Source organism: Bifidobacterium hapali, assembly GCF_002259755.1.
Taxonomy (GTDB): Bacteria; Actinomycetota; Actinomycetes; order Actinomycetales; family Bifidobacteriaceae; genus Bifidobacterium; species Bifidobacterium hapali.
Map to the genome: position 1 here is coordinate 50,869 of NZ_MWWY01000021.1, position 25,372 is coordinate 76,240.

Annotated in this window: 21 protein-coding genes and 1 tRNA gene; 9 read left to right on the plus strand and 13 right to left on the minus strand. The window is 54.8% G+C overall.

Translation table 11 applies throughout. The features are described from left to right. Positions 1-706: 706 nt before the first annotated feature. From BHAP_RS04770 to BHAP_RS04780, 3 genes are all read right to left on the minus strand, one after another. Positions 707-1,441, minus strand: coding sequence for an MIP/aquaporin family protein (locus BHAP_RS04770; RefSeq protein WP_094729607.1), 735 nt, complete (start codon positions 1,439-1,441; stop codon positions 707-709). A gap of 380 nt (positions 1,442-1,821) precedes the next feature. Continuing rightward, positions 1,822-1,895: transfer RNA gene (locus BHAP_RS04775), tRNA-Lys, on the minus strand. Positions 1,896-2,222: 327 nt separating this feature from the next. Further along, a complete protein-coding gene (locus tag BHAP_RS04780) occupies positions 2,223-3,734 on the minus strand; it encodes a tyrosine-protein kinase domain-containing protein (RefSeq protein WP_244569302.1) in 1,512 nt (503 codons plus the stop codon). Between the two features lie 370 nt (positions 3,735-4,104). Here BHAP_RS04780 and BHAP_RS04785 point away from each other — a divergent pair, with 370 nt between their 5' ends. Both BHAP_RS04785 and BHAP_RS04790 read left to right on the plus strand, forming a co-directional pair. Beyond that, positions 4,105-5,376, plus strand: coding sequence for a hypothetical protein (locus tag BHAP_RS04785; protein WP_420807712.1), 1,272 nt, complete (start codon positions 4,105-4,107; stop codon positions 5,374-5,376). A 133-nt stretch (positions 5,377-5,509) separates the two neighbouring features. Next, on the plus strand, positions 5,510-7,021 hold the full coding sequence (locus BHAP_RS04790; RefSeq protein WP_094729608.1) for a xylulokinase: 1,512 nt from the start codon (positions 5,510-5,512) through the stop codon (positions 7,019-7,021). A 449-nt stretch (positions 7,022-7,470) separates the two neighbouring features. On the opposite strand, the gene xylA is transcribed toward BHAP_RS04790, so the two are convergent. Further along, positions 7,471-8,817: a xylose isomerase gene (gene xylA, locus BHAP_RS04795; RefSeq protein ID WP_094729609.1), complete on the minus strand. Its 1,347-nt coding sequence runs from the start codon at positions 8,815-8,817 to the stop codon at positions 7,471-7,473. 336 nt (positions 8,818-9,153) lie between these two features. Here xylA and BHAP_RS04800 point away from each other — a divergent pair, with 336 nt between their 5' ends. From BHAP_RS04800 to BHAP_RS04810, 3 genes are all read left to right on the plus strand, one after another. Further along, positions 9,154-10,176 (plus strand): aggregation-promoting factor C-terminal-like domain-containing protein, encoded by a 1,023-nt coding sequence (locus BHAP_RS04800; RefSeq protein ID WP_094729610.1) that lies wholly within the window; start codon positions 9,154-9,156, stop codon positions 10,174-10,176. A 177-nt stretch (positions 10,177-10,353) separates the two neighbouring features. Further along, positions 10,354-10,776: a hypothetical protein gene (locus BHAP_RS04805; RefSeq protein ID WP_094729611.1), complete on the plus strand. Its 423-nt coding sequence runs from the start codon at positions 10,354-10,356 to the stop codon at positions 10,774-10,776. Next, a complete protein-coding gene (locus tag BHAP_RS04810) occupies positions 10,766-10,966 on the plus strand; it encodes a helix-turn-helix transcriptional regulator (protein ID WP_211279690.1) in 201 nt (66 codons plus the stop codon). The genes BHAP_RS04805 and BHAP_RS04810 overlap by 11 nt, the downstream gene beginning before the upstream one ends. Positions 10,967-11,221: 255 nt before the next feature. Here the strand turns inward: BHAP_RS04810 and BHAP_RS04815 are convergent, their stop codons facing one another. From BHAP_RS04815 to rplS, 4 genes are all read right to left on the minus strand, one after another. Beyond that, positions 11,222-12,301 carry a LacI family DNA-binding transcriptional regulator gene (locus BHAP_RS04815; protein WP_094729687.1) on the minus strand — a complete coding sequence of 360 codons (1,080 nt, stop codon included), beginning with the start codon at positions 12,299-12,301 and terminating at the stop codon, positions 11,222-11,224. Between the two features lie 144 nt (positions 12,302-12,445). Further along, positions 12,446-13,162: a ribonuclease HII gene (locus BHAP_RS04820; RefSeq protein WP_094729612.1), complete on the minus strand. Its 717-nt coding sequence runs from the start codon at positions 13,160-13,162 to the stop codon at positions 12,446-12,448. 60 nt (positions 13,163-13,222) lie between these two features. Next, the gene (gene lepB, locus BHAP_RS04825) at positions 13,223-13,963 is read right to left on the minus strand and encodes a signal peptidase I (RefSeq protein ID WP_338024684.1); all 741 of its coding nucleotides are present in this window, start codon (positions 13,961-13,963) and stop codon (positions 13,223-13,225) included. Positions 13,964-14,129: 166 nt separating this feature from the next. Next, complete coding sequence (gene rplS, locus BHAP_RS04830) at positions 14,130-14,495, minus strand: 50S ribosomal protein L19 (protein ID WP_094729614.1); 366 nt, start codon at positions 14,493-14,495, stop codon at positions 14,130-14,132. Between the two features lie 265 nt (positions 14,496-14,760). On the opposite strand from rplS, the gene BHAP_RS04835 reads away from it, so the two are divergent. The 4 genes from BHAP_RS04835 to BHAP_RS04850 all read left to right on the plus strand — a co-directional run bounded on the left by BHAP_RS04835 (position 14,761) and on the right by BHAP_RS04850 (position 18,536). Continuing rightward, positions 14,761-15,621 (plus strand): aldo/keto reductase, encoded by an 861-nt coding sequence (locus BHAP_RS04835; RefSeq protein ID WP_244569304.1) that lies wholly within the window; start codon positions 14,761-14,763, stop codon positions 15,619-15,621. Between the two features lie 9 nt (positions 15,622-15,630). Further along, positions 15,631-16,281 (plus strand): HAD family hydrolase, encoded by a 651-nt coding sequence (locus tag BHAP_RS04840; RefSeq protein ID WP_094729616.1) that lies wholly within the window; start codon positions 15,631-15,633, stop codon positions 16,279-16,281. Between the two features lie 170 nt (positions 16,282-16,451). After that, positions 16,452-17,024 (plus strand): hypothetical protein, encoded by a 573-nt coding sequence (locus BHAP_RS04845; protein WP_094729617.1) that lies wholly within the window; start codon positions 16,452-16,454, stop codon positions 17,022-17,024. 39 nt (positions 17,025-17,063) lie between these two features. After that, a complete protein-coding gene (locus tag BHAP_RS04850) occupies positions 17,064-18,536 on the plus strand; it encodes a class I SAM-dependent rRNA methyltransferase (protein ID WP_094729618.1) in 1,473 nt (490 codons plus the stop codon). 72 nt (positions 18,537-18,608) lie between these two features. Here BHAP_RS04850 and BHAP_RS04855 read toward each other — a convergent pair whose 3' ends face one another. The 5 genes from BHAP_RS04855 to BHAP_RS04875 form a co-directional block, all read right to left on the minus strand. Further along, complete coding sequence (locus BHAP_RS04855) at positions 18,609-19,049, minus strand: DUF1893 domain-containing protein (protein ID WP_158216435.1); 441 nt, start codon at positions 19,047-19,049, stop codon at positions 18,609-18,611. A gap of 5 nt (positions 19,050-19,054) precedes the next feature. Beyond that, on the minus strand, positions 19,055-19,633 hold the full coding sequence (locus BHAP_RS04860; RefSeq protein WP_094729620.1) for an ECF transporter S component: 579 nt from the start codon (positions 19,631-19,633) through the stop codon (positions 19,055-19,057). Positions 19,634-19,689: 56 nt separating this feature from the next. Continuing rightward, positions 19,690-20,592: a DUF362 domain-containing protein gene (locus tag BHAP_RS04865; protein ID WP_094729621.1), complete on the minus strand. Its 903-nt coding sequence runs from the start codon at positions 20,590-20,592 to the stop codon at positions 19,690-19,692. A gap of 487 nt (positions 20,593-21,079) precedes the next feature. Next, positions 21,080-22,780 (minus strand): glucose-6-phosphate isomerase, encoded by a 1,701-nt coding sequence (gene pgi / locus BHAP_RS04870; protein WP_094729622.1) that lies wholly within the window; start codon positions 22,778-22,780, stop codon positions 21,080-21,082. Between the two features lie 243 nt (positions 22,781-23,023). Further along, the gene (locus BHAP_RS04875; RefSeq protein ID WP_244569305.1) at positions 23,024-25,276 is read right to left on the minus strand and encodes an LTA synthase family protein; all 2,253 of its coding nucleotides are present in this window, start codon (positions 25,274-25,276) and stop codon (positions 23,024-23,026) included. Between the last annotated feature and the right edge of the window lie 96 nt (positions 25,277-25,372).

Sequence of the window (25,372 nt, forward strand, 5' to 3'; positions counted from 1 at the left end):
TTCTCATCATCTGCCCATCATATGCATGCGCACGTGCCCCACGCGAGGGCGAAGCCAGTATACGCATCACCCATGTAACGGTCTCGACGCGCACTGATCAGCGTGGCAGAAAACGCTCGCTTAGACCACCCTCAGTGAGAGAAAACCGCCACACGGCATATATATATTTCAAGTCACCCCACACTCGCCCAGTATGGAGTGGCAGAAAATGCTCGCTTGAGCAGTGTTCAGAGAGAGAAAACCGCCACACGGTTACTTCTACCCGCGTTGCACTCATGCAATATGCAATCTGAGAGGCAGATTTCGCTGTTTGCAAGGGTCTTTTTGCAATCTGAGAGGCAGCGTGGGCTGAACACAAGGCCAATATATACCCCCGAAAACCATTAACATGAGGATAGTATGCAGAACATCTGCCTCTCAGATTGCAAAAAGACCCTTGCACGATCGAAAAACTGCCTCTCAGTTCGCAAAAAGCCTTCAAATCACCGCACACCGCACAAAACACGATCACACAGGCCAACCTAAAACACCGCAGAAGCCCCCATAGCCCCCACTCACAGAAAGCTGAAACACTATATATCCGGTATAGCCGGGACTAGATAACGCCACATATACCAATCCGGCGGCCCCTTTTTTGTGAGGAACCGCCGGATTGATATATGCTTGTCAGCCGATCATTGAGATCGCTGGCCGATTACGAGTTAGATCAGGCTGCGAAGAAGAACGAGAACAACCATGCGCCGATAATCGCGCCCACGATCGGAGCTACAACCGGAATCCACGCTTCATTCCAACGCGACGAACCCTTGTGAGGAATAGGCAGAATGGCGTGTAGTACGCGCGGCATAAGATCGCGAGCCGGGTTCAAACCAGGGCCAGTCGGACCACCCATCGAAGTGACGAGGCCCCACACAATGAAGCCAACCACGATCGCGGCGGCAGCCGGGTCCTTAACACCCCACGGGTCCATCAAGCAGCACAGTGCGCCGAACACGAGCACGAGCGTACCGAACATCTCGTTGACAAAATAGTTGACTTTCTTATCGTCGGCATCGCTCGTGCAGAACGAAGCAAAGATTGCCTCGGCGTCTTCAGTCTCCTTGTAATGCGGGTAATACGTGAGATAGACAATGAACTGGCCAAGTGCTGCACCGAGTAACTGGGCAACGATGTACGGCAACACATCACTCCACGGGAACATGCCGTTGATGGCCTGAGCGATGGTCATGGCTGGGTTAATGTGTGCGCCGGAAATGGCCCCAAACATGAGAACAGGGAACATAACACCGAAGCCGTAACCCATAGCAATGTTGAGCCAACCGGCATGATGACCCTTGGTATTTTTGAGCTCGACGTTGGCGACAGAGCCGTTGCCGAAAATCATGAGGATGGCAGTACCGAAGAATTCGGCCGCCAGCTTAGTGAATAGTGAGTATTCCACTGCGGTTTCTTTTCTCTCTCGAACTGGTGTGGGATGACAATGACGCGCGGACGTGTCAAACAAACGATGCAATGCTACGCCAAGGGCTGAACCGTGCCGCCTGTTCGGCGCGGCGAACGTTGCGGAACTAGGTTGCACAAGATACTGCAGTGGAGCATATATCGAGTACAACACCACTCGTGTCAGTGCGTGGCGGTTTTCTCTCGCTGACGGTGAACTCAGCGAGAGAAAACCGCCACACACTGACACGAACCCGCCACACACCCAACACGAGTGGCAGAAAATGCTCACTGAGAAGCACTCAGTGAGCATTTTCTGCCACGACCCCGCACCAGCAACAGAAAAGCCCCGACCGGGGACCGGTCGAGGCTTTCAGAAGGTGCCCCCGCAGGGATTCGAACCCTGGACACGCTGATTAAGAGTCAGCTGCTCTAACCAACTGAGCTACAGGGGCAAGGCTCAGTCGCTGCCATGTTTCATGCAACAAACGGCTAATATACTCCCATTCCCACACAACGCAACCACCGGCGTGTCGCACACACCGACGAACTTCTGCATTAGAAGTTCGTTTGTAATGCTCTTGGCCCCATTTGTCAGAGGAGCTTCATTGCAGACAACTGAGGAGTAGTCAACACTCTTTGAATGTTCCAGAGATGTGACTACCCCTCAGGCCGCTTCACGGCCAACTCCCCTGACAAGGAGAGCCGAGTTTATAATTCAGCGGTCAGCTCATCCTGCACTTATAAACGCGCTACGCGACCAGCTCAGTACCCACTGCACATCACTTGGAACGGCGCGCAGTACTCGACTTACGACGATTCTTGCCACCCTTCTTGCGGCTTGACTCATCTTCGTCATCATTGTAATAGTAGTTACCGTAACTGCTGGTCTTCTTGCTTTCCCTCGCGAAGTTGAAGACAAATCCAGTCACAGACACACCGAGATTGTCAAGCTGAGCCGCAATATCACGCAACTCACGCTTGTCGGTCACACCGCGGCCAGAAACCAGAACGATACCGTTGCCCATCGCGCCGAATATTGCCGCATCGTTCGCCACGATCATCGGCGACGTATCAACGAGCACATAGTCGTACTGAGTGAGCGCCTGACGAATCAACTCTTTCATCGTCAGCGAGTTCAGCAACGAAGACGCGTTTGGCGGCTTCGGGCCAGCCGGCATAATGTGCAGATTCGGCTTCCAGTAGCGCTGTACAACATCCTTCACTGCTGCCTGACCAGACAGAACGTGAGTAAGACCAGCATTACCTTCGAGCGACAGCTTGTTTGCCACAGACGGGTGGCGAAGATCAGCATCAATCAGCAGCACGCTTGCACCGTTCTCCGCAAGCGTTGCCGCAATATTGCACGACGTGGTCGTCTTACCTTCATTCGGACTGACCGACGAAATCACCACGAGACGAGACTTTGTGCCTTCGACCGGCTGCGTAAACGACAGGTTCGTACGAATACGACGGTATTCCTCAGCAATAGGGCTGCTTGGTGCAGACACCATAACCGGAACTGACTTATCGAGGCTCTCGTCAGATGGAATGCGGCCCATAATTGGTGCATCAATGATCTCCTGCAGATCGTGCGCTTCTTGAATATGGGTCGAGAGCAAATCTTTAATCAAGGCCACAAACACGCCAAGAATCACACCAGCCACAATGCCAATCGCCATATTGAGTGCAACCTTTGGCGAGCTCGGCGACGTCGGTTCGTACGCCTGCTGGACAACAGACAGCTTCACCGGCGACTTTTGATCGGACGCATACAGCGAAGTCTGCACCACCGAACTCAACGACTTGGCGACAGCGTTTGCGATTGACGCAGCCTGTTGCGCGGAATCATTCTCGACAGTAATGTTCACGAACGCTGTCTGCGACGGATTAGTCACTGTCAGCTGACCCGCGAGCTGCTTGACTGTCATCGTCAAACCCAGATCGTCAATGACTGGCTGGAGAACCGATTCGGTGGTAGCCAGCGTCGGATATGACTTAATCTGGTTTGAAATGTACGAGCTGGCGTTGTTCACACTGGAAATATCGCCACTGTTAGCAGCCGTATCACTGTATGTGGCGAATACCTGCGCCGTAGCCGAGTATTTCGGCGGTACGAGCAGTGTGTACGCGCAAACAGCCGCAAAAACGACGACAAACGTCACAATGGCTGCGATAACATGCTTGCGGATAATCCGCAGCATGTCCATCAGAGTCACGCCGCCGTCTCGTCCATCAACAGACTCAGCCTGTAGCTGACCCTGTTGGAGTCCATTGTTCTCTGTGGAAACCACGAGGTTCTCCCTCTTCAATCAACGTGAACACAAAACAGACTGATGATATCAATCAGGGTGTACCCCCACAGACCAACTATATTTCTCTACTTTTCGTTCATGCTTACACCATCTTTAGTTCTCACATGGCACAACACTGATTTCGCGCTTTTTACAACAATTTCATTACCATTTCGTCACCGATCTCGACATTGTGCACACATTCGCTTGGTAAGGTACAGACAGAATCAACGAGAGGACACGTCGCATGAGCACGAGCACATCATCAGTAAACATCACCGCCGAACCGCCGTTGCCGCCACTCACCAACTCCTCACTCACCGCGACCATCAGTCGCATCACGATTACGCCGTCTGATTTACTGCTTTTTATGGCTATCGCCATGCTCCCGTTCGACGGTACTAAAGTTGGTATCACGCTGCCGTACTGGACACCGATCTCACCGTGGCTTTTCGCCGCTTACGCGCTCGTCAACTGGCGTTACCTACGCAACACCGCGCGACGTTTTCTCCCATTTTTCCTCTTCCCAATTCTGCTCGTTGTCATGTCGTTCTACGGATGGCAAACTATCGACGTTCAGCCAGCAGCAATCGCAAAATCACTGCTATCTGTACTACTTGGTCTCGCGTGTCTCGCCTCACTCGACATCGCGATTCGACTGAAACAACTGCCTGTTCGCACGCTTGTAACCGCGCTCTTTGCCGCATATATTGTCGCGCTTGGCACTGGCATACTTCAGTATGTTGCGCTTGAGAAAAACTGGAACTGGCAGCCGGTTCGCGTGTACTTTTGGCAACTGATCTACCGATATTACGCGAGTCAACGACCGCAGTTTATGTTCGCTGAGCCAAGTTATATCGGTATGCACCTGTTCGGCGTACTTCTGCCAGTTTTCTGGCTCACTCGCGACCGTCGTATCGGCGTACTCGTACCGGTTTTCGCGATTGCAGCGATTGCAATGGGATCGGGGACGCGTATCGTACTCGACTCGATCGTCGCCGCGATCTTGTGGATGATTTCCGCGGTCAACTTCCGCTCGCGCCGTCTCACTGCTGGATTTGTCGGTGCGTTAAGTCTCATGACTGGCGGTGGCGTGAGTGCGCTGCTGTTCAATCCACGACTTAATTCGCTCGCGACGAACGGTTTGTTGTCTGGCGACGGGTCGATGAGCGCCCGTATTTTCCACATGCTCGCACCAATGTGGGCATGGAAACACGATTTCAGTCATCTTCTCTTCGGCTGGGGTTCGGGCAATATTTATGCCGCAGTACGTAACGGCTACGCGGGCGCACGCCGCTGGTACAACGCGCACGGCGGCATGGCAAGCACTGAGATTGATGGACTGGCGAAGGCTCCTGCAAATACGTTTACGATGAGTGCGTATGCCAGTTTCATCACCGAGTTTGGACTGCTCTGTTTCCTTGCGCTGGTAGTGCTGATTATGACGCATGTGACCGTGCATCACGCGTGGAGTCGGCAAACAGTATGTTGGCTGGTTTTGGTTGCGTATTTGTATGTTCAGTTTGAATCGTACGCATTTTACGCACTGCCGCTTATTGTGTGGGCTACTGGAGTTCACGATATTCGCAAGATTGACGAGAGTAGTACCGACAGGGGTGTTGGCGACTTGAGTACGGATTAAGCGCGGATTGAGCGCCCTGCGTCAGGAGTTGCGTTACTATCACAGCGCAGTCTGACGTCGTGATACACTGGACTCGATAGTTTAATGATCTAACTTACTGATGATCATACGTATTCCAATGCAAGGAGGCACTATGACCCGAATTCTGGTAGCTGGCGTCGATACGTCCACACAATCAACCAAAGTGCGTGTCACCGATGCAACGACCGGTGAGCTGGTGCGCTTCGGTCAAGCGAAGCACCCGGACGGCACGAGCTGCGATCCGAACGCGTGGTGGAACGCGTTCCTTGAGGCAAAAGAGCAGGCCGGCGGACTCGACGACGTATCCGCTCTGGCGGTCGGTGGTCAGCAGCATGGCATGGTACTGCTCGACAAGACCGGTCACGTAGTGCGCGATGCACTGCTGTGGAATGACACTCGTTCGGCACCGGACGCAGAACGTTTGATCGCGCAACTAGGCGCACCAGACAAAGCTGAGGATGGTTCTGAGGCAGGCTTCAGTGATGATCCGGTGATGCGCGGTCGCCAGCGTTGGGTGAAAGCTGTTGGTTCGTCGCTGGTCGCATCGCTGACGATCACAAAAATCGCGTGGATTGCTGCAAATGAGCCGGAGCATGCCGCTCGCGTTGCTGGGGTCTGTTTACCGCACGACTGGCTGAGCTGGCGTATCGCTGGTCACGGTCCGGTCGATGCCGATACTGATACGAACGCGACTGCCGATCTGAATGCACTGTTTACCGACCGCTCCGACGCGTCCGGTACCGGTTACTTCGACTCCGCAGCCAACACATACCGCATGGACCTGTTCAAGCTGGCGTTCGGCCGCGATGATGTGATTCTACCTCGCGTACTCGCGCCAACGGAAACAGGCGCGATCGCTGACCCTGCAATCGCTGGCAAGAACGTACCCGGCGGCTGCATTATCGCTCCGGGCGGCGGCGACAACGCGATGGCCTCACTCGGCCTCAACATGGGCGTGGGCGACGTTTCGATCAGCCTTGGTACGTCAGGCGTAGCAGCGGCTATCTCCCCGGTTCCGGCGTATGATATGACCGCTTCGGTGACTGGATTCGCTGACTGCACCGGTCACTGGTTGCCGCTTGCCTGCACGATTAACGGATCGCGTATTGCGGATGCCGGTCGTGCTGCACTCGGCGTCGACTACGATGAACTCGCTGATCTAGCCGCACAGTCAGTGCCGGGAGCGCAAGGACTGACGCTCATCCCCTACTTTGATGGAGAGCGCACACCGAACCGACCGGACGCGACCGCAACGTTACACGGTATGACGTTGCGTAATACCACGAAGGCGAATATTGCGCGCGCGTTTGTGGAAGCGTTACTATGCTCGCAGCGCGACTGCCTTGAGCTGGTGAAGGGACTCGGCGTGGATGTGCGTCGTATTCTGTTGATCGGCGGCGGCGCGAAGTCGGCGGCCGTGCGCGCATATGCGCCGTCGATTCTCGGTACCGATGTGCTACTGCCGAAGACTGACGAGTATGTAGCGATTGGTGCGGCACGTCAGGCTGCGTGGGTGCTGTCTGGCGAGGCTGAACCACCGGCATGGCAGTTGACGATCGAGGATACGTTGACTGGCGAACCAACGCCGCAAGTATACGCTCAGTACGCGCAGTACCGCGGCTGAGGCCATAAACTAAGCGGCTCTCCTTGTAGACAATGTCCTGACAAGGGGAGCCGCTTGCGATGATTTACGCCTGACAGCTCATCCTGCATTAGGGATGTGCTACAGACACAGACTAGAGTCGACCGTCGCGGCGCATACGCGCACGCATAGCAATGCCGAGCAGGGACAGGCCAAAGGCAGTAAGTGCAGCGATAATCATGGTAAACCCCTTCCCGATTCATATTTTTTTACAACGTCTTATGTAATCTCCATGCAATCAGTTCAGCAATCCTATATTGCCACCGACATCAACAATGATACGGTACACATGTTGCACACGATTAACCGATAAACGTCAGTAATGTAACAAACGGGCGAGCTGCTCATGCAACCCGCCCGCATATCGGTTTGAGTCAACCGCCCTGTCATAGACAAGTTGGCCAAACCATTTCCGAACTCATATCAGACGATCATGCCTCTGCGAGCGCGTCGACGATGTAGTTGTTGATCGTGGCCTTAACCGACTCAAGGTGATCGGACTTGGTCGCAGCGATGAGCTCCGACTGCGGCTTGTCGATCGCGTACTGCTCAAGCGAGGCCAGCGTGGCGGTACCGTTCTCAATGGTTGCGCCAATGCCGGAATCATAGGAGCTATAACGCTCGGCCATGAGATTCTGAATGAAGCCGTCGCGGTTCATCTTGTCGGCGACCAGCAGGCCAGCAGCATAGGAGTCCATGCCGGCGATGTGCGAACGGAACAGATCCTCGGCGTAGAAGGAGGTACGACGCGGCTTGGCATCGAAGTTCAGGCCACCGCGCGGGCCAATGGAGCCAGCCTGCAGAACTTCCCACATGACGGCGACGGTCTCGTACAGGTCAGTCGGGAACTCGTCCATATCCCAGCCGATGAGCTTGTCGCCTTGGTTGGCATCCAGCGAGCCGAGGAAGCCGTTCTCGCGGGCAACGCGGATCTCATGCTGGTAGGTGTGGCCGGCCAGATTGGCGTGGTTGCCTTCGAGGTTGAGCTTGAAGACATCGGTCAGGTCGTGGCTACGCAGGAACTCGATGGCAGTGGCCGCGTCGAAGTCGTACTGGTGCAGCGTCGGCTCCTTCGGCTTCGGCTCGATCAGGAACTGGGCATCAAAGCCAATTTCCTTGGCGTAGTCGGCGCACATGTGGAAGAACTTGGCGATGTGGTCGGTTTCGCGCTTCATCTCGGTGTTCCACAGGTTCTCGTAGCCTTCACGGCCACCCCAGAACACGTAGTTTTCAGCGCCGAGGCGCTTGCCAATCTCGAGGCTCTTCTTGAGCTGGCCTGCGGCGTAGGCGTAGATGTCCGCAAACGGGGAGGTTGCGGCACCGGACACGAAGCGCGGGTTGGTGAACAGGGATGAGGTGTTCCACAGCAGCTTGACGCCGGTGGCCTTCATGTTCTCTTCGATCTTGTCGACGACCTTATCGAGGTTGGCGTTCGTCTCGCGCAGCGTATCGCCTTCCGGCGCGATGTCGCGGTCGTGGAAGCAGAAGTATTCGACACCGAGCTTGGTGAACAGTTCGAACGCGTAATCAACCTTGGCGAGCGCCTGATCCATCGGATCGGTGTACTTGTAGTACGGGCGATGGGCGGTGCCAGTGCCGAAGGGATCGACGAGTTCCTGATTGAAGGTGTGCCACCATGCGACACCGAAGCGCAGCCAATCCTTCATCTTCTTGCCTGCGACGACCTTGTCAGCGTCGTAGTAGTGGAACGCAAGGCCCTCCTGCGGACCCTTGGTGCGGCCGACGTATTCGATCTTATCGATATCCCACAAACCCATGTGCGGTACTCCTTCGTGACAGTGTGCTGCGTTTGATGCGCAACGTGACCATTCAGTCAACTTCGTTGTTCGCCAACCACCGCATCGCATGTAACCATAATCTGCAACACCGCGATCAGCTGACATTGATAATATAAAACCATTAAACTATATTTGTCAAATCACTAAACTTATCCCGCGCGTGTCTCGTATACCCCCGCTCAAACCAGCCATTCATACGCCCCGAATTACAACCAAATCCACCCTCGTCACATTCACGGTCTACACTATGGACTTAAGTGCCGTTCATCGCCGAAAGGCGGAACGTACGAAATATTGGATCAACCAAGGAGCAATATGGCCAATCACCGCAAGCACACGCCTACGCTAAAGTCCCTCAGTACACGACAGTGGGTGAAGTTAGGGGCTATCGTGGCGGCGGTGGGCATGTTGGCCGGCGCAGGGGTTATCTCCCGCAATTTTTATGTAGCGGAACATCAGGCAACTGCACAGCAGCAGGTCACCTCATATTCTGCAACCGACCCGGACGCCCTTGAAGTTTCACGTGGTCAGTCCCGTAGCGATCTACGCGGAGCTGATAAGAACACTACATACGTCACCGTGAAAATCAACGGACAGTCGCGTACTGTACTCGGCTCTCATTTCACCGATGTCAAGTCCGTACTTGATGCAGGCGATATCACGCTTGAGCCGAACGATAAAGTCACGCCTGCACTCACCGATACAGTCAAAGAATCCACAGTCATCACAATTGAACGCGCCGGAACACAAGTCGAAACGAAAGACGAGCCGATCGCTTTCAACGAAGTGCGTAAAGAGACTGCCGACCTGCCGAAAGGCACCGAGAAAGTCGAGACTGAAGGCGAAACCGGCATTATGGAGACCACGAGTTTGGTCACCCGTTCCGGCGATCAAGTAATCGCATCGAACGTGTTCACGTCGTTTGTCAAGAAAGCCCCAGTCGACAAAGTGATTCTCGTCGGCACCGCTGAACAGCAGACGTCTAGCGTGGCCGAAGCTAACGCAACCTCGACGGACATTGGTACAACAACGCCTGTCGGCGATATGCAGCAGTGGGCACACGATTACCTGCTGTCAAATGGATATACTGAAGCTGATTTCACTGCAACCGCATTCATTATTAACCACGAGTCTGGTTGGCGCGTGAACGCTACGAACGGTTCGTCTGGCGCATACGGTTTGCCGCAAGCGCTGCCGGGTAGCAAGATGGCTTCAGCGGGCGCGGATTGGGCGACGAATTATCAGACGCAGCTCAAGTGGTTCTGGAACTACTGTGCTAGTCGATACGGCTCGATTCAAGGGGCGTATTCATACTGGCTCGCCAATCGCTCGTACTGATAGTACTGATAGTCGTACTGATAGTACTGACGAGTTGCGCCGATCTGTGAGTGGCAGAAAACGCTCGCTGACGATAGTCTCAGCGAGCGTTTTCTGCCACTCAGAATTGTGATTAGCGGCCGGCGGAATAGCTTAGCTCGTTTTATAATCGAGATTAATTGCGTACCGGAGGGTATTATGACGTTCAATCGCTACATTGCGTTCAGGATGATCACTGAACTCATCGGTGCTGCCGCCTGCATTACGCAAGTGTATTACAACAATAATCTCAACGGTATTATTATCACGGGCGTCATCGCACTCGTATGGATTCTCGGCGAAATTTGGACGGTTATCGTGTTCAACCGCGCCAATCCTCGTACTGACGAGTTGAGCGATATGCATCAATATTCGGCATACCGATTCGCGATGCTCACGTTGGTGATTGCGTTGACGATTATCGGGTTTGCAGGCATGCTGTACACGTTAGTCACTCGCGTGCCGATTGAAGTGGGACCGATGGTATTGCCAAGCCTTGCTATGCTTGCGTTAGCGATTGCAGACGCACGATATTTGTGGCTTGAACATGACGGTACATCTGGTGGTGATGATGAAGACTAACCTCAAACTACGCCGCATGGAGCGCGGTATGAAGCAGTCTGATCTCGCCGATATGGTGAACGTGCGTCGAGAGACAATCGGCCGACTTGAGCAGGGGCAGTACTGTCCGTCGTTGCGGTTGGCGATGGATATCGCAAAGATTTTCGATACGACCGTCGAAGACCTATTCAGTTTCGACGACGAACACTAAGCAGACGCGCTATGCGTACGATGCTCGTTTTCGCGGCTCCCCTTGTCAGCGTTGCCGTCCCGGGCGAAGTGTTTTTATCTGTGGCTCCCCTTGTCAGGACGGCGCCGTTAAGCAAACAGCAGAGCTGTTTGTAGGCGCTATACGAGCCGACAGGCGAGCCAAAAATATAAGTCCGCGCGTCGCGTCCTTAATTGCAGGAGAGCCAAGAGACAGGAGTTACTTCAGACAACGTCTGACAGAGTGAGCTGCACACTACTATCGTCGCGCAGCGGGACCGAGCGATGAACGATTCACAACTTTCGCGGCGATCAATCCCACTCCGTGCGCGGACGAAGAGAACGTCACTTCGTCCCCCACGCCGAGCAGATGCAGCGTCTCACGCATCGCAACTGAGCCGAGCTGCTCAAAATCAGGCCGCACAGTCGTCAGCGGCGGATACATGTTATCCATCGCTGGCATATCGTCGAACCCAACCAAACTCACGTCCTGCGGAATACGCACGTCATGTTCATGCAACGCACGCGCCACACCAACCGCCTGACTGTCATTCGCACACACCACAACCGACGGAAGCACGCCACCCGACTGGCCGATCGAATCAAGCACATGATTCATCCGTGCATACGCTTCAGACGAATCCCACGTTTCACAACGTACCGTCACCGAACTAATCGACTTCGACCGTGTCGTTTTCACCCATGCATCTAGTCGCGTAGCAGCATCACGCCATTCGCTAGGACCGGCAAAATACAGCGCGCGACGGTGACCGTACTCCCCCAGCAGACGCACGACCTCCTCCATTGCACCCCACTGGTCGACGCCCATCATCGAGAATCGACCGCGACCGCGCGCACGAACAAGTCGCTGCCCTTCGCTTACGCCAAGCGTGCCGTGCGTTGAGGTGAGAAACACACACGGCTGACTCACCTGCGTGCGACACGCAGCTTCAAACATGACGTCCGTTGGCGTCAGAAAAATAAACGCATCCACGTTTTGCTCGTTAAACGTGCCGCACAGCTCCTCAAACTCTTGCTGCGTGCACAATGCTTCATGCACCATCATCACCGACATGAACAGACCATGCTGCCGCGCAACAGTTTCAATAGACGAAATCGCTGAGATCGGACCAAAGAATCGCATACCACCAGCGATCAGGCCGATGGTGCGTGATCGTCTCGATGCAAGCGCGCGTGCGGAATTACTGGGGTGATAGTCAAGCTGTTTGATAGCTGCTTGCACGCGAGCGCGGGTTGTATCAGACACGTCCGGCGAGTCGTTGATCACGCGGGAAACAGTCTGATGGCTGACTCCTGCTAGCTTCGCGACCTCGAACATAGATGGACGCTTAGTGCCACGGCTGTTACCCATACGTCAAACCTCCCCGCATGTCACGCTGCTGTGCTGTGTTTTAGCTTACCGCGTCACTGCTAACGACACGGTGAGAACGTTCACAATGCTGTAATATCAACTGCAATATCGCTACTTGTGTGAGGTGAGATTCCAGCTCACACGATGCAAATCAGACGGACCATAAGTGGCGATGGCTTCTCGGTGCGCCGCTGAACCGTACCCTTTGTTATGTTCCCACGCGTACGGTGCGTATTGCGGCTTGCTGTGCGCGAGTTCGACCATGAGATGATCCCTCGTGACTTTGGCAATAACTGCGGCAGTTGCGACTGTGGCACAGTGACGATCGCCTTTGACTTTGGTGGTGATTGTAACGGGGACCGGTATTGTCGGCGCGTCGAATGTGTCGATTGCTTTGGTGATGTAGTCGTATGGTCCGTCGAGTATGCCGGCGATAGTGACGGAGTTGGCGGATTGATCAGTGTTCCCAAGTCCCAGCGATTGTTCGATATCGCCGATCGCTCGCAACGCTGCGATGCCAAGTGCGTGTCCGATACCCCACTGATCGATTTCATGATTGGTGACTTGCCCAATCGCGTACGCTGCACACCAATGTTTCAGCGGTTCAACAATCGCTTCGCGACGATGCTCGGTCAGCATTTTCGAATCCGCTACCCCATCGGGCACGCTTAACATGGTCAAATCACGCGACCAAATCGCAGCCGCACCAACCATCGCTGGGCCTGCAAGCGAGCCACGACCGACCTCATCAAATCCGATAATGAGATCGGCACCTTGTGAAGCGAGTTCATGTTCCAGATTAAGTGTGGGAATCTCACTGACGGCCAATGTACTGTACTGCCTTTCTTGTGTCACGATGGTATGTCACGATGTTGCGTCACGGTGGTATCAATTACCATTATGCTGACCGGATGGCACAGCAGCGAACGTGTCATGATGGCTGTTCAACGTACCGATGCGCGCAATCGGCCAGTAACGAGCGACTGCCACCCCGACAATATTCTTGATTGGTACGAGTCCGTGTTCACTATCGTCCTGATGATACCGGGAATCGGCGGAATTTGCGCGGTTATCGCCCATCACGAACACATGACCCGCACTCACTTCAACACGAAATGCAAATGCACTCGGCTCAACACCGTCACGCAAATACGCACGTTCATCAACCGCAACACCGTTGATACGAATCGGTTCACCGGCACCATCACATTCGACCACGTCGCCAGGCAATCCGATTAATCGTTTGATCAGATAGTCGCCACCAAGCGCGCCACGATCTTCTTGCGACAACCAGTGTGACGGATCATCAAATACGATAATATCGCCACGATGCAGACCATCGATACTAGGAGCAAGTTTGCTTGTAGCAACTCGATCTCCGGGTTGAATCGTGTCACGCATGGAACCGGATGGAATAACATAACAGCCAATCAACACGATACGTATCAGGAGCACAACAAATACTGGAATACCGCACCAAATCAGTACATCGTGCCAAGCCGACGCAGCCGACGAGTGACCACGCTGCCGTCGCAACGTTGCAACTGCATTGTTATCTGCCGTCATCGGTGCCGGATTCACGCCATGATCGGCCACCATCAGTGTGTGCCGGTCATCGTTTGACTGCATAATCAACTCCTTACTCATCGCCACATCGCAACGATTATGCCGCTCTCTATAGCACAAAGCCGCTGATATGCGACAGCCCGGAGCCATACCGGTTCCGGGCTGTAGTGTACACCTACTCACGCAAGTTAGCCGCATACATATATGCGAGCAAATGCGCGGATTATGCTCACTTCTCGGTGTTGTCGCGGCGCTCGACGATACGAGCAGCCTTACCACGCAGGGAGCGCAGGTAGTACAGCTTGGCGCGACGCACGCGACCACGACGAACCAGCTTGATGGAGTCGATGGACGGGGTGTGCAGCGGGAAACGACGTTCCACACCAGCACCAAAGCTGACCTTACGAACAACGAAAGTCTCGTGTACACCAGCACCCTTACGAGCGATCACCACACCGGTGAACGTCTGAATACGGGAGTTGTTACCTTCCTTGATCTTCACGTTCACGTCGACAGTGTCGCCGGGACGGAAAGCCGGGATTTCCTCAGCCGGCTTCAAGTGCTTGGCGTCAAATGCGTCAATAGCGTTAGCCATGATATTCCTTCAGTGCTGCCGCATATCAGTCACAATCAGGGTCTGCGATCATCTACTATGAGCAGCGCGCTCACACCCACAGACCGTAACGTTCCTCCCTCAGGTTTGCCCTTGGGAAGCCTGTCAATCCGCCGGAAGACTGGCGTGCATAATGCGCGCACCGCCCGGCTGGACCCTCGGAGTGACCGGCTTATGCGGCGACCGGCCCCTCGACACAGCAATCGTCTAATCTACATGGCAATCTCGACATGAGGAGATGATGATCATGGTATATCGTCGTGATGTGTCGTTACATGATGGCTCACATATGCCTCGCTTTGGCATGGGTACTTGGCATTTGGCCGAAGGTAGGCATTCTCAATCGCAGGAAATCGCAGCGTTACGAGCTGGTTTAGATGCAGGAATCTCGTTAATCGATACTGCCGAAATGTATGCGGATGGTCGCGCGGAATCGTTGGTCGGCCGCGCAATCGCCGGCTATGACCGGTCACGGTTGTTTCTCGTGTCCAAAGTCTATCCGCACAACGCTGGACGCGCGCATTTGCGGCACAGTCTCGAGGCGTCGCTCAAACGACTCGGCACCGACTATCTCGACATGTATCTACTGCATTGGCGCGGGTCTGTTCCGCTGGCTGAAACTATCGACTGTATGGAGCAAGCGAAGGCGGACGACCTGATTCACAATTGGGGCGTGTCTAATTTTGACACGGACGATATGCACGAGTTGTTTGCTATACCGGGCGGGGATAACTGTGCAGTCAATCAGGACTTGTATCATCTCGGCTCGCGCGGAGTCGAGTTCGATCTGTTGCCGTGGATGGATGCGCATCATGTGCCACTTATGGCTTACTGTCCGTTAGCGCAGGCTGGCCGATTGCAAGATCGATTACTCAGTTCACCGGCTGTGCGTGAGATTGCCGATGCGCACGACGTTCAACCATTGCAGATACTGCTTGCGTTTATTTTGCATCGCGATGACACTATCGCCATCCCGTGCAGCGGCAACGCCCGGCATGTGCTTGATAATCTGCGCGCGTGCGATGTTGAACTGTCCGCCGATGAGTTCGCCATGTTAGATGATGCGTTCCCTGCACCGTCTAGTAAAGAGCCGCTTGATATGCAATGACGGTGAACCATGATCGATAACGTAATCTTCGACGTATGCGGTGTACTGGTCGACTGGCAACCGCGGCGCGCGTTGGATGGCCTGTTTTCTCCTGATCAAATTGATGAGTTCTTTGCCGATGACGACCGTTGCGGATTCTTATATTTCGATGATCTACATGATGGCGGCACCGATTATGCCGACTTGATCGACGAGTACGAACGTGAGTATGGGGCTCGTCTTGGGTTGCGGATGCGAGCTTATGCAGCACATGTTGAACGCACGCTTGTCGGCACGATACCGGGTATGATGTCGCTGATTGAGGATCTTAAGTCAGCTGGCGTTGGCGTGTGGGCGCTCACTAACTGGGGACACGACACATGGCCGATCATGCGAAATCGGTTTCCGGACCTGTTTGACACATTGGATGGCGTGATGGTTTCCGGCGTGGAAGGAGTGCGCAAACCAGATCGCGCGGCGTTTGATCTGGCGATTACTCGGTTTGCAGTGGAACGAGGGCATACGCTGTTTGTGGACGATTCCCCATATAATGTGGACGGCGCGCGTGCTGCCGGACTTACGGCCATACGCTTCGACTCAGCCGAACAGACGCGTAACTGGCTGGCCGATCATGGCGTAATTTCACGAGCCGAACATCATTCATCCACGAGCTGGGCATGAGTTGCATGTATCTTCCCGCATTCTTATTATCTCGTCGTGGCTATTATTGGTCCGCATAACGAACTTATATAGCTCAAATAATGAACATCGTTCCGCTTGATGTGCGGACGTCGCAGTGCATAACTGAGTGCCTGTATACGACGAGAAAATCAGGGTGGTGGAGGGTTATCATGAGCGTGTTTTCATTGACCGCAAATAACGAAATCGGATCAGCGGCCGTCTGGAAATCCGTGGCATTAGGTCAGTTGACATTTCCACAAGCTCCCAATCCATATGAGGCAGACTTTGACGATACGTTCTGGACAAGCCGACATGAAGAATACAATCGCCTCGAATGGGACACACTAGATTGGCATGCCATTCGCACACAATTAAGTAATGTAGCTCACAAACTCGAACAACAACCTGACTCACAGCCAGAACTCGAATTCGACGTACCATCTATCCGAGAACGTACGTTCCTAGAAATGTGGTTCGGATACGGAGACCCAAGCGTAGAAGCACATCGCATAGGACAAGATCGATATGAAGTTGGTTATGGACAGCATCGTATTTGTGCTTACGCTGATTATCCAATGCAGCCCAGAGATCGCGATCTGATGAGAATCCCAGCAAGCGGCTTTTTACCAAGCGGCCCGCTCTCCCCCAATACACACATTCCTATGCTGATTCACGATGCAACTGTAGACAACAAGTCAACGAATCATACGGGCCATACAGATCGTTACACTAGCGGATTATAGGTTTACAGTCAGCTCACAGACACGGGAAGCAGAAACGGCATGAAGGCAAATAGAGCATACGCGCGCGCAACGATCACCGGTAAAGGCGAGCGCGCATTGCAAGATGGACATCCTTGGGTATACGAAGCCGAAATTCGGCGTTTCGAGTTACCATCCGGCCAAGCTTGGGATAACAACGGGTCACTTCAGGCCGGCGCATGGTCTTCTCCAACCAGTGGTACCAGTGGTCAAGAGGATTCCTCGATTTCTGCTCCTGAAGAAGTAAATAAACGATCGGCACCGGCGCGTCAGGAACGTGACACGGTTAGGCGAGCAATCTGGGAGCGTCGCCGCCGCAAAGAGGAGCTCAGTGCGCCTGCTACGGATGATGAGATCATTCCGCTTGATGCGTTGCCTGACGGTTCGATCGTCGATGTGGTGAATCGTAAAGGAACATATCTCGGTACTGGATTGCTGTCACGACACAGTCGTATTCGCATACGACTGGTGACGCGTAACGCTAACGATGATTTTTCGCCAGCGTTTTGGGAGCGCAAAGTTCGCTGGGCGTGGGAGTATCGCAAAACCGTTATGGGTTCTGATGCCAATGCTTGCCGCGTGATTTTCTCTGAAGCCGACGAATTCCCGGGGCTTATTGTGGACCGATTCAATGACGTGCTCGTTACCCAGACGTTGTCTGCTGGTATGGAACGTCTCAAGCCGGTCGTTTTCCCTGCCTTGCTTAAGGTTTTCGCAGACGATGGTATTACGTTGCGTGGTATTTACGAACGCAATGATGTGGCTACGCGTCGGCTGGAAGGTCTTGAACAGACAACAGGATGGTGGCGCGAGCCAGCCGGCGATGCATCGCTCGTTGTCACTGACATCACAGAAAACGGCGTGCACTACCATGTCGACGTGGCCAACGGCCAAAAAACCGGCTTCTTCCTTGACCAAAAATATAACCGCCGCGCAGTTGCACGTATCGCGCAAGGACGACGCGTGCTCGACTGTTGCACGCATACTGGTTCGTTCGCGCTTAATGCTGCGCTTGGCGGTGCTGAGTTCGTGCGCGCAGTTGACGTTTCTGAAACTGCTATTGCTATGGCACGCGACAACGCTCAGCTCAACGGTCCCGATGTTGTTTCACGCATGGATTTCACGGTTGCTAACATTTTCGATCTACTGCCTGAACTGGAACGCACGCATAATCCGGAACGATTTGACTTCATTATTCTTGACCCACCGGCGTTTACTAAGAGCCGCAAGACTGTCAGCTCGGCCGAACGCGGTTATCGTGAGATCAACTATCGAGCGATGCGTATTTTGCCACGCGGTGGATATTTAGCAACCTGCTCGTGCTCACATTTCATGGATCATGAACGGTTTAAGCGTATGATCGCTGAAGCTGCGCAGGATGCCGGCGTACGACTGCGGCAAATTGAAGAACGCCAGCAAGCGCCGGATCATCCGATCGTATGGGGTATTCCCGAGACGGACTATCTCAAGTGCTTCTTGTTCCAAGTAGTGTGACCGATCGCGTGGGCGGCTGTGGCGTAGCTTATATGCGCCGGCAGGGGCAACCATTGCCTTGCGGCAATGCCGCTATCGGCGCATCAACTTTGCCACCGCCGCCCGAATAGCCGGCTCGGCTTGAACTGGGTCGTCAATATCGACTACGGACTGTTCAATCGGACACATGCCAGTTCGGCTACGGTTCAAAATAACCGGTATCAGCGTGCCATACGATGAGTCAATATGGTGAGCTTGCAACGCAGCCAGTCCAGCTTCGCTCATCGTCTGCGCGTACACAGCCGCCACACCGAGCCGCACATACAGCAGAGCTGCACCCTTGCCGACGACCCGGTCAGCGGCAGCATACTCATCGAGTCGTTGGCCGGTTGCAAGCCATTGCAGCAGTGGTCGTACTCCTCGGCCAGTCCCCGTCAACACGTCAACATGACCGTTCACATCAGTGCGGCAGGCCGCGCAGCCGAACGAATCATCGCCAGTCAACACGGCCTTCGCACGTTCAAGATCGCTCACGCTTATCAGCGTGCGTACCGATCAACCGCAGTCATAATCACCGGAATCAGTATCCACTGCAAGATAAGTCCCGGCAGTCCAGTCACCACGGCAGCCCAAACCGACGCAACCGTCATCGTCGTATTACCGAGTACCGACACCGCCACGGCAATCGCGAGCACATCGGCAACACGACCGGCGACCTGTGCACCGAGTAACTTGCCAAGCCAGCTAAGCGGCGACGGCACGGCGGCTGGCACGCGCACGCCGCGCAACAATCCAGCAACCAGACCGTACACAGCCAGTTCAATCACCATAAACGGCACCATTGCAGCCATTGGCATACCGGTGAGCAGGAAACTCACGATCGGCGCGAGCGCACCGGTGGCAAGTCCTGCGAACGGGCCGGCCAGCAGACCGACGAGCAGTACCGGCAGGTGCATCGGCAGCAAGGTTTGACCGATCATCGGGCCAAAGCCGAGCGCAGCACCGGCAACGTGGAAAATCTGAGGTAGTGCGACGGCAGCGACTACAGCGATGAACGCGGCAGAAGTCTGGACTTTGACCGACGGTAATGCACGAGTTGACGTACTAGTAGTTGACATAATGTATGCTCCTTCTTCGCTTATGTTCCTCGTCAATCAACGTTTGTTAGCGTTTATCAGCGCTTATCAAGATCAATGAGATGATATTCGCGGCTGCCGAGGCCCATTTCGACCGCGTGTTCGATAGTGTGGATACCGTGGCGTGATTCGATGCGTTCAATCATGGCCGTGTTGTCTTCGTCGGACGTGTAAATACGGTCGACACACGCTTGATCGACGGCCACTGGGTCCAACGAGGCGAAAATACCGATGTCGTGCATGCACGGCGCGGACGGGTTACCGTCGCAATCGCAGTCGACTGACAGATTGTTCATGACGTTAATGAACAGCATGTTGCCCTTGAGCGCGTTGAATACAGCGGTCGCAGCTTCGGCCATCGCCTCTAAAAACGCGTCCTGCTCACCTGAGAACGGATTGTTGAGGATTTTGTCGCCGCCCGAATGCAGTCGGCGCTTGCCGTTGGCGGAAGCCATACCGATCGAAATATTCTTGAGCGCGCCGCCGAAACCGCCCATCACATGGCCTTTGAAATGAGACAGCACAGCGTAATAATCATAGTTTGGGAAGTGAGAGCCGACGATGTCGCCGGTGATGCGTTTGCCTCCCTCTACCGGAATCGTGATCTCGCCTTCCGCATCTTGGATATCGCACGGCGCAATGTCAGTGAAGCCGTGGTCTCTAATGGTTTTCCAGTGATGCTCATTCGTATCGCGAGTGCCGGGGTATGCGGTGTTGCATTCAACGATCGTACCGTTGAGTTCATGCACAAGATCGGCGATAAGTGCAGGCTGCAAGTAATGCTTGTTACCGCCTTCGCCTGAGCTGAGTTTGACCGCGACTTTGCCCTGCGGGCGGGCACCGAGTGCCTGATATGCTCGCATCAGTCCGGCAGGGCTGATATCGCGCGTAAAATACACCTTCGCCGCCATCGGATAGTCGGTGTTATAGGTCGTGACCATACTGCCTCCTTGCTTATTGATTACACCTAGTCTCAAGAATACTCAGTCCGCGTTACCGGCTACTCAATCGTTCGCGATCTGTCTATCAGCATCCAGCATCGCCAGCTGCCTCCCCGCATGGCATCAGCTCGCGCCATCCCCGCCGCGTGCCATCACCGCCGCGTGCCATCACCGCCGCGTGACATCACCGCGTGGGCCATCCCCGCGTGGCGGTTTTCGCTCACTGAGACACCCCTCAGCGAGCATTTTCCGCCACGCACACCACCGAGTGGCGGTTTTCGCTCACTAAGACACCCCTCAGCAAGCATTTTCCGCCACGCACAGTAAGCACAAAAAGGCCCCTCTCCATAGAGCGGAGAAGAGCCTTAATCACGCGCTATATCAGCTTAAGATCAGAACTCGCGGCGTGGACGGTCACCAGACCGTCCACCAAACAAGCACCGCGCGTCGCAGCGAACCGCGAGTTCTGGGCGCAGCAAAGCGAAGATCAGAACTCGCGGTTCGCGCGGTAGAACTGGATGAGCGCCTGAGTGGACGCATCCTGAGCAGCCAGAGCCTCGTCATCCTTGGAGATGGCCGGGGTGATCTGCTTGGCGAGTTGCTTGCCGAGCTCGACGCCCCACTGATCGTAGGAGTCGAGGCCCCACACGGTGCCTTCAACGAAGGTGATGTGCTCGTACAGGGCGATGAGCTCACCGAGGGAGAACGGGGTCAGCGCTACGCCGAAGATCGAGGTGGTCGGACGGTTGCCGGTGAACACACGGGCCGGAACGATCTCTTCCGGAGTGCCTTCAGCACGCACTTCGTCAGCGGTCTTACCGAAGGCGAGCGCCTTGGTCTGTGCGAGGTAGTTGCCGAGGAACAGCTCGTGCACGTCCTGATCGCCATCCTTGGTCGGGTTCGGCGTGTTGACGAACGCGATGAAGTCGGCCGGGATGAGCTGAGTGCCCTGGTGGATGAGCTGGTAGAAGGCGTGCTGGCCGTTGGTGCCCGGCTCGCCCCAGAAGATCTCACCAGTCTCGGTGGTGACCGGGGTGCCGTCCCAGCGCACGGACTTGCCGTTGGACTCCATAGTCAGCTGCTGCAGGTATGCCGGGAAGCGGTGCAGGTACTGGTCGTACGGCAGCACAGCGTGCGAAGCAGCCTTGAAGAAGTTGCGGTACCAGACGTTGAGCATACCGAGCAGCACGACAACGTTCTTCTCGAACGGAGTGTTGGCGAAGTATTCGTCGATCTCGTGGAAGCCGTGCAGGAACTCCTCGAAGCGCGCCGGTCCGAAGACGACGGCGAGCGAGGTGCCAACAGCGGAATCGACGGAGTAACGGCCGCCAACCCAGTTCCAGAAGCCGAAGGCGTTCTCAGGGTCGATGCCGAATTCTTCAACCTTTTCGAGGTTGGTGGAGACTGCGACGAAGTGCTTGCGAATAGCTTCGGCGCGGGCAGCGTCGTCACCCTTGGTGATGGCACCGTTAGCTTCAAGCTCTTCAAGCAACCACGTGCGGGCTTCGCGAGCGTTGGTCAGGGTTTCCAGTGTAGTGAAGGTCTTGGAAACGATGATGAACAGCGTCGTCTCCGGGTCGAGGCCCTTGGTCTTCTCTGCCAGATCGTTCGGGTCGATGTTGGAGATGTAGCGAGCGGAGATGCCAGCGTCTGCGTACGGCTTGAGCGCTTCGTACACCATGACGGGACCCAGGTCGGAACCACCGATGCCGATGTTGACGACGGTTTCGATCTTGCGGCCGGTGATGCCGGTCCACTTGCCGGAGCGCACATCGTCGGCAAACGCGTAGATCTTAGCGAGGGTCTCGCGCACATCCTTGACGGTGTCCTGACCGTCAACGATGTACTTGCCTTCGTCCTCAACCGGACGACGCAGTGCAGTGTGCAGCACGGCGCGGTCCTCGGTGTTGTTGATGTGAACGCCGGTGTACATAGCCTTGATGCGGTCGCCCAGCTTGACCTCGTCAGCGAGGAAGGTGAACAGGCGCAGGGTTTCCGGCTTGATGAGGTTCTTGGACAGATCGAAGTGCAGGTCGCCGGCGTCGAAGCTCAGCTCCTTGACACGATCGGGGTCCTCAGCGAACCACTTCTTAAGGCTAATGCCTTCAGACTGCAGCTCGTCGTAGTGCTTCTGCAACGCAACCCATGCTGGAGTCTGGGTGGCGTCAATGGGAGGATTGATGGCCATAGTGATTGGTCCTTTCATCATCACTTGCGAAGCGACGCCGCCTTCGGCCAACCATCAGCTAGCTGGTCGCAAGCCACGCCGATTACTTCACTGAACAAGATACTCACAAAAGCAGACATAATCACACAAAATTACGCGGCGGCAACGTAACAGTAAACAACGCAAACATACAGTAAATCACAAGCAAACGTAACCGCTTACCGCCACACAACGTAACTTCACGATCGTATCCGAGCGTACAACTCACTTCGTCGGCACATCCATGAATCCCAGCGAACGCAAGTATCCGTGACCTGCCGTAATGTCGTACTGAATGAGTCGGTAATCGTTGAGCAGCTGCGTAGTCGCGGCCGGCGCGTGAGTCAAGTCAATCTGTTTACCATCTGCATCCAAATACAGCGGCGTGCCTTCAGGAATGCGCGTCCAACCTTGCGTTACGTTGACGACCGGCGGTTCCATCGCAGCAACAGAGCGATGCATGGACGTCAGGAACGCAAGATACGGCGAAACGCGCGCGTTGAGATGCGTGGCAGTTTGCGCCATGAGATAGTTAGGTGACGTGTACGCGTTCTCTCGTTGCGCATCAGTCGAGTTGATGACTGAATCGTCAGTTGCACCGTCCGTACCAACTGAGCCAACCTCTCGCCGCGCCGCCGCATTCGACCAAATGAAATAATCCGTCTCATGCAGCGGAATCGAGTTACGATCGTCGCCACTCGCATGCTTGTAAATACTCGGCAGATGATCACCGTAGAAAATCACCGTAACTGGCTTGTCCATCGCGTCGAGCTTGTCAAGAAACTCTTGCGTGTACTGGTCCGTGTACTTCATGCCCTTGGCGTACGTGTCGATCTGCGAGAGCTCAGCTTTACTGATCGTCGCACCGTCCACGCCACGCGCAGTGAACTGATTGTGGTCATACCAATCGTCGTAACCCATATGATTTTGCATGGTGACAAGCTGAATAAACTGACTTGACGAACCAGTACCAGCACCATCAGCAGCAGACTCGCCGCGCTTACTGATGAGCTTGAGCACCGTATCATACGACGTTTCATCGCTGATATAGTGCGAACGATCGATACGTTTCGCATGATCAGCGATCAGCGGACTGTCTTGCGAATAAAACTGCGCAAAACCGAACTTTTTATAGTTACCTTCGCGCGAGTATAGCGCAGGATTGTACGGATGAACAGCTTGGCTGCCGGCAGCGTCCGTGTTCCAGATCTGGTTGAACGACGGCGACCAGTTCATTTGCGGTACAAGCTGCTGGTAAGGACTCGACAGCGACGCATCGAAGTTGGTCATGCTTAATCCAGTGAGTGCTTGGAATTCCAAGTTCGCTGTGCCGCCGCCGTAGCCGGAGGAAAGCATGAGTCCGGACGTGGTGCGCTGCTTGAGTGCGCGAATGAACGGCATGGGATCGTTGTTCAACGCGACGCCGGGTACGCGAGTTGGGTCGGAGAACGATTCGGATAGAATCATGACGACAGTACTGTCCGTGAGATTGGTGGTGCGTGTTGCGTTGATTGCGACGGCTTGTTGAGCGTATCGTTTAGCGATTTGTTGCATGGTCGCTTGGCTATAGTCGGCCGGCTGATCCATGACTTTCGGCCGCGTGAGTCGCAAGAAGCCAACTGCAACACCGTTGGATTGCGCGTCTTCGATTGAATCCCACAGTTTTGCTTTGTCGCCGAAACCGGCGGCGAGTGAGTTCGCCCATGAGCCAGTGGTGCCGAGTTCTGCAGAGAACGCGACGAGCATAACAGCGCACAGGATGGCAGCGATCGCGCGACGGATGCGACCGATGAAGCGGCGTGGCGTGGCAATGAGTGAGCGTCGCGTGTCGAACCATGCTCCGAGCACACACAGACCGACGAATATTATGACGGTGACACTCATTTGGATAATTGCTTCCGTGGAGCCGGTTGGTGTGTTGGTAACAGTATCTCCCATACCACCAGCGCCACCACTAGCCATAAGCGTGATGTCTGTGGGGCGAATAGTTTCAGAGCGTACGAGGACTTTCATACGTTCAAGTACCGCGATGACTCCAGCGATGACGATAAACAGTCCGCTGGCAATCCAGAATCGGTTGATTGCAAATACGAGTACCGCGTAGATGAGACCGACGACCAGCAAATTGAGCACGAACTGATATTGGCCGGGTTGGGTGAATGTTTTAGCGAAAAACTCCCACGGGGTAACTTTTCCGCGCACGATCATGACGCTCCACTGGAGCATGAGCACCGCCGCAGTGCAGTATACGAGTGCGACGATTACGTATGCCCACCACGGGAACGGGCGGCGAGCACTGACGGCACGAGAAGCTGGCATGGTGATGTCGTTGTTATTGTTCATGCCGTTGGCGTTAGCGCCATGTGACGTGTGAGATCCACGTAACCCTTGTGCGTGGATTGATGGCTTGGGGATGGTCAGCGGCGGGGCCGCCACGCTTGCTTCAACCACGTCACCGCCATCATGCCGCCACTTCATGCACACTCCTCGGCTCGCTGCTAGTACTTCTCATCTCCTACCCTACGATCTGCGAACATCCGATTCCATGCCGCTCACCGAGAAGTCACTTCCTCG

Coding starts and splice junctions, on each gene's coding strand:
- BHAP_RS04785 (WP_420807712.1), top strand. CDS start 4,105: ATGGCTATCGCCATGCTCCCGTTCGACGGTACTAAAGTTGGTATCACG.
- BHAP_RS04850 (WP_094729618.1), top strand. CDS start 17,064: ATGAAGGCAAATAGAGCATACGCGCGCGCAACGATCACCGGTAAAGGC.
- BHAP_RS04815 (WP_094729687.1), bottom strand. CDS start 12,301: ATGTTCGAGGTCGCGAAGCTAGCAGGAGTCAGCCATCAGACTGTTTCC.
- BHAP_RS04835 (WP_244569304.1), top strand. CDS start 14,761: ATGGTATATCGTCGTGATGTGTCGTTACATGATGGCTCACATATGCCT.
- rplS (WP_094729614.1), bottom strand. CDS start 14,495: ATGGCTAACGCTATTGACGCATTTGACGCCAAGCACTTGAAGCCGGCT.
- pgi (WP_094729622.1), bottom strand. CDS start 22,780: ATGGCCATCAATCCTCCCATTGACGCCACCCAGACTCCAGCATGGGTT.
- BHAP_RS04790 (WP_094729608.1), top strand. CDS start 5,510: ATGACCCGAATTCTGGTAGCTGGCGTCGATACGTCCACACAATCAACC.
- BHAP_RS04800 (WP_094729610.1), top strand. CDS start 9,154: ATGGCCAATCACCGCAAGCACACGCCTACGCTAAAGTCCCTCAGTACA.
- BHAP_RS04860 (WP_094729620.1), bottom strand. CDS start 19,633: ATGTCAACTACTAGTACGTCAACTCGTGCATTACCGTCGGTCAAAGTC.
- BHAP_RS04845 (WP_094729617.1), top strand. CDS start 16,452: ATGAGCGTGTTTTCATTGACCGCAAATAACGAAATCGGATCAGCGGCC.
- BHAP_RS04810 (WP_211279690.1), top strand. CDS start 10,766: ATGAAGACTAACCTCAAACTACGCCGCATGGAGCGCGGTATGAAGCAG.
- xylA (WP_094729609.1), bottom strand. CDS start 8,817: ATGGGTTTGTGGGATATCGATAAGATCGAATACGTCGGCCGCACCAAG.
- BHAP_RS04840 (WP_094729616.1), top strand. CDS start 15,631: ATGATCGATAACGTAATCTTCGACGTATGCGGTGTACTGGTCGACTGG.
- lepB (WP_338024684.1), bottom strand. CDS start 13,963: ATGCAGTCAAACGATGACCGGCACACACTGATGGTGGCCGATCATGGC.
- BHAP_RS04805 (WP_094729611.1), top strand. CDS start 10,354: ATGACGTTCAATCGCTACATTGCGTTCAGGATGATCACTGAACTCATC.
- BHAP_RS04865 (WP_094729621.1), bottom strand. CDS start 20,592: ATGGTCACGACCTATAACACCGACTATCCGATGGCGGCGAAGGTGTAT.
- BHAP_RS04875 (WP_244569305.1), bottom strand. CDS start 25,276: ATGAAGTGGCGGCATGATGGCGGTGACGTGGTTGAAGCAAGCGTGGCG.